General features: G+C 57.6%; 6 protein-coding genes. All 6 read left to right on the plus strand.

The features are described from left to right. Positions 1-21: 21 nt before the first annotated feature. The 6 genes from VQ830_RS28490 to VQ830_RS28515 all read left to right on the plus strand — a co-directional run bounded on the left by VQ830_RS28490 (position 22) and on the right by VQ830_RS28515 (position 3134). Positions 22-231, plus strand: coding sequence for a cold-shock protein (locus VQ830_RS28490; protein WP_029870033.1), 210 nt, complete (start codon positions 22-24; stop codon positions 229-231). A gap of 299 nt (positions 232-530) precedes the next feature. Next, positions 531-758 (plus strand): hypothetical protein, encoded by a 228-nt coding sequence (locus tag VQ830_RS28495; protein ID WP_337271510.1) that lies wholly within the window; start codon positions 531-533, stop codon positions 756-758. A 288-nt stretch (positions 759-1046) separates the two neighbouring features. Then, complete coding sequence (locus VQ830_RS28500) at positions 1047-1250, plus strand: hypothetical protein (RefSeq protein ID WP_337271511.1); 204 nt, start codon at positions 1047-1049, stop codon at positions 1248-1250. Next, positions 1247-1492 carry a hypothetical protein gene (locus VQ830_RS28505; RefSeq protein WP_337271512.1) on the plus strand — a complete coding sequence of 82 codons (246 nt, stop codon included), beginning with the start codon at positions 1247-1249 and terminating at the stop codon, positions 1490-1492. Before VQ830_RS28500 ends, VQ830_RS28505 begins: the two co-directional genes overlap by 4 nt. A 151-nt stretch (positions 1493-1643) precedes the next feature. Continuing rightward, a complete protein-coding gene (locus VQ830_RS28510; protein WP_337271513.1) occupies positions 1644-2093 on the plus strand; it encodes a hypothetical protein in 450 nt (149 codons plus the stop codon). Between the two features lie 150 nt (positions 2094-2243). Beyond that, positions 2244-3134, plus strand: a complete 891-nt coding sequence (locus tag VQ830_RS28515; protein WP_337271514.1) for a transglutaminase family protein — start codon at positions 2244-2246, stop codon at positions 3132-3134. Positions 3135-3169 lie beyond the last annotated feature (35 nt).

A 3169-nucleotide genomic window follows, 5' to 3' on the forward strand; every position in this document is an offset into this window, starting at 1 on the left:
TTGCTTTGAAAGGAAATCGTTATGAACACTGGTACTGTAAAGTGGTTTAACTCCACCAAAGGCTTCGGCTTCATTCAGCCTGACAATGGCAGCACGGATGTCTTCGTGCACGTGTCGGCCGTCGAGCGCGCCGGAATGCGTTCACTCTCGGATGGTCAGAAGATCACTTATGACATCGTCCAGGACCGCAAGTCAGGCAAGAACTCCGCCGACAACCTTCAGGCGGCGTAATAAGGTCATTCGCACCGCTGACCACGGATGTACTGGCAGCAAAGCTGAATGACTGTGAGAGGTCGGGTTCATGCCCGGCCTTTTGTTTTTCCTGCCACAGAGATTGGCAATTTAATCTCCGAAGCGTCCGAAAGGACGGGTCCGGTTTCGACCGCTGCAACATCCGGCCCGAGCGGCATTGCAGGCAGAAATGACAATAGCCTGCTCAAGCGGCGAGGCAGGCATGTGGCAGACGCAGTCGCCGTGTCATAGGTATCGCTGTCTTTCCGATGGCTTCACCCAACCGAGAGGAGGACGCGATGTCTTCCAACGAGTATTCCGGCTACGTTTCACAAAATCTGGCTCGTTCCAGTACGTTCGGCTATCATGAGCAAGCGGTCCTTGGCGCGCTTCTCAAAACTGCGGTCACCGGCGACGCTACGCGAGATCTGCCCTTGGCGGCAATAAGTGCCTTTCCGAATTTCGGCGTCGACGGAAAAACGCGCATGCGGACGATACTACAGGGTAGGACGCTCCTCCCAGTTTAGCAAATTTCCCTCTAGACAAACGCCGACCCAAATCACTCCAGCTCAAACAGCGCCGACATGTATCGCGCGACGAAGGATAAGCCCATGGCCAAAGGCCAAACGCGTAGCAACCGCGAAATCCGTAAACCGAAAAAAGACAAATCCGCAGCAGCGGCACCCGCGCCATCTGGCTCGCAGGTCAAGCTCACGGGCGGCCACACGGCGAGTGTCAGTAAGAAATAAGCTGGGCGCTGTCACACCAATATCATCGCAAAGGGCGCGATACCGCGCTCATTACTCGAGGACAAAATGACAAACTACATCACCCGAAAATCCGCAGAGGCGCTATTTCGTGCACCTGGCCCCGAAGCCGGTTCCAGTGCCGAAAAGCTCTTGAACCTTCGAAAGGGGATGCAACTGCGCAAGCGCGAACTGCGCGATAGCGAACGAACCGTCAGAGATGCCGCCCGTCGCCTCCGTCATCCTGTCGCAAGCGCGAGGGAGCAAATGTGACTCGGTTCGATTATACGGGCGGAGCTGGTCTTTACACCGGCAAGTCGAAAGCCGGAACGAGCGGCCCTCGCTATCGACGCTTCGAGACAGCAGCCGAGGCCCTCCGTTTCGCAATAGAAGACATGCCACAAAGTCAGCAGCGTGGCTCTATGTTGGAGATTGACGAGGCGCGTTTTGATCAAAAGCAGATACGAGCGCTCTATGACGCGCCAGGCTATCCACTTTCGCGCCGGCTCGACTGATCGGTAACAGGTCTGACGGATCTTGGGACGCCGGCATAAGCTTTGATCTGCGACGCTCAAAGATCCGGGATCACCGTTGCGAATAGGCTGATCCGAGAGGCCACGGCTTTCCTTGTCCTATGAACAGACAGCTGAAAAAGAGGATTACGACATGACCGATCTGCAAGAATTTGCTTCGAGTTCGAATGGAGACAAGTGGTTCGTTGGAAAGGACGCTGCGACCAGCGGGCTTTTCGTCCTCCACCGGGGGAACGCATCCTCTGGCGGCCACGAAACAAGTTCGTCGGTCGATGCATTCTTGAATCAGCGGCCGTTCGGTCCCGAGCGTGAGGCGCTGGTTATGTTCCTCGAGAAGAATAAAAACAGCGAAAACACAGGCATTCGCGAAGATGCTCAGACGCCATCCCTGCGGCTGGCGGCGGAGTACCTGCGCCTCGGTGGGCGTCGGCGAGTGAAGGTCGACGACAACATCGTCAGCACGCGAAAGTGGGACGATGAACCAGCCATGGCATCGTCATTCTGGAAGGAGCATATCGAGCCTCTGGATGAAAAGCAGCGCCGCGAGGTCAAGCTGCATCTCCCATCGATCAGCGATGACTGATCCGAAGGGCAATCGGGTCTGGTGATGAGTCCGGGGCTGCTTCGGGCTGCCGGACTGATGCGTTGATGAACCGGTGCGGCGCGCGGAAGATATGCCTTTGCCCTGTCTCAGGGGCAGCGGCCTCGCCATCAGCTTTTAGGGTCCGTTGCTATGCCGATGCTCAACATTCATCATCGTACGACTTACACTTTTCGAGAGAAGGTGTCGCTGTCGCCGCACCGCCTTATGCTCAGGCCACGTGAAGGCCGCGAGCTCAGGCTGCTGAGCCATGAGATTTCCATTTCCCCCGAGGCTGAGCTGAGCTGGTCGCACGACGTATTCGGCAATGCGATCGCCTCAGCGACATTCCAGACCTCAAGCGATAGTTTGGTGGTGGACAGCATGGCGACCGTGGATTTGACGGCGGCTCCATGGCCCGTCTTCGACATTGCGGTGTCGGCAATCAACTATCCTTTTCTGTACATCGACAGTGATTGGACTGATCTCGGTGCGTTGACCGTTCAGCAGTATGAGGACGTCGAGCAGCGGCTTGCGACATGGGCGCGCGGCTTCGTCGCTGGCACGCCGACCGATACGCTGTCCCTCCTCAAGGATATCAGTCTGGGCGTCGCATCCTCCATCTCCTACCAGAGCCGGGAAGAAGAAGGCACACAATCGCCGTTGACCACTCTCGATCGGGGTTGGGGCTCGTGCAGGGACTTCGCCTTACTATTCGTGGAGGCGGTGCGCAGTCTGGGCTTCGGCGCCCGGATCGTCTCAGGCTATCTGTTCAATCCGGACAGTTCACTCACCGGCTCGACGGACTATGGATCAACCCATGCTTGGGCTGAAGTGTTCGTTCCGGGCGCCGGTTGGATCACATTCGATCCGACGAACCGCAGCATGGGCGGCGCCAACCTTGTCCCGGTCGCCGTGACACGCGACACCGCCCAGGCCGTTCCGGTCTCAGGGAGCTTCATGGGTGCGGCTGACGCCTTCCTGTCAATGGACGTGACCGTAGAAGTCAAAGCAGTCGACCCTGCACAAGCAGCGCGGCTTTAACGCTCGGCGAATCGGGCACTCAATGCTCGCGTTTC

This window comes from Oryzifoliimicrobium ureilyticum (assembly GCF_037199735.1).
Taxonomy (GTDB): Bacteria; Pseudomonadota; Alphaproteobacteria; order Rhizobiales; family Rhizobiaceae; genus Rhizobium; species Rhizobium ureilyticus.

Excerpts from the sequence above, each read along its gene's own strand:
- VQ830_RS28490 (WP_029870033.1), top strand. The coding sequence starts at position 22 with ATGAACACTGGTACTGTAAAGTGGTTTAACTCCACCAAAGGCTTCGGC.
- VQ830_RS28495 (WP_337271510.1), top strand. The coding sequence starts at position 531 with ATGTCTTCCAACGAGTATTCCGGCTACGTTTCACAAAATCTGGCTCGT.
- VQ830_RS28500 (WP_337271511.1), top strand. The coding sequence starts at position 1,047 with ATGACAAACTACATCACCCGAAAATCCGCAGAGGCGCTATTTCGTGCA.
- VQ830_RS28510 (WP_337271513.1), top strand. The coding sequence starts at position 1,644 with ATGACCGATCTGCAAGAATTTGCTTCGAGTTCGAATGGAGACAAGTGG.
- VQ830_RS28515 (WP_337271514.1), top strand. The coding sequence starts at position 2,244 with ATGCCGATGCTCAACATTCATCATCGTACGACTTACACTTTTCGAGAG.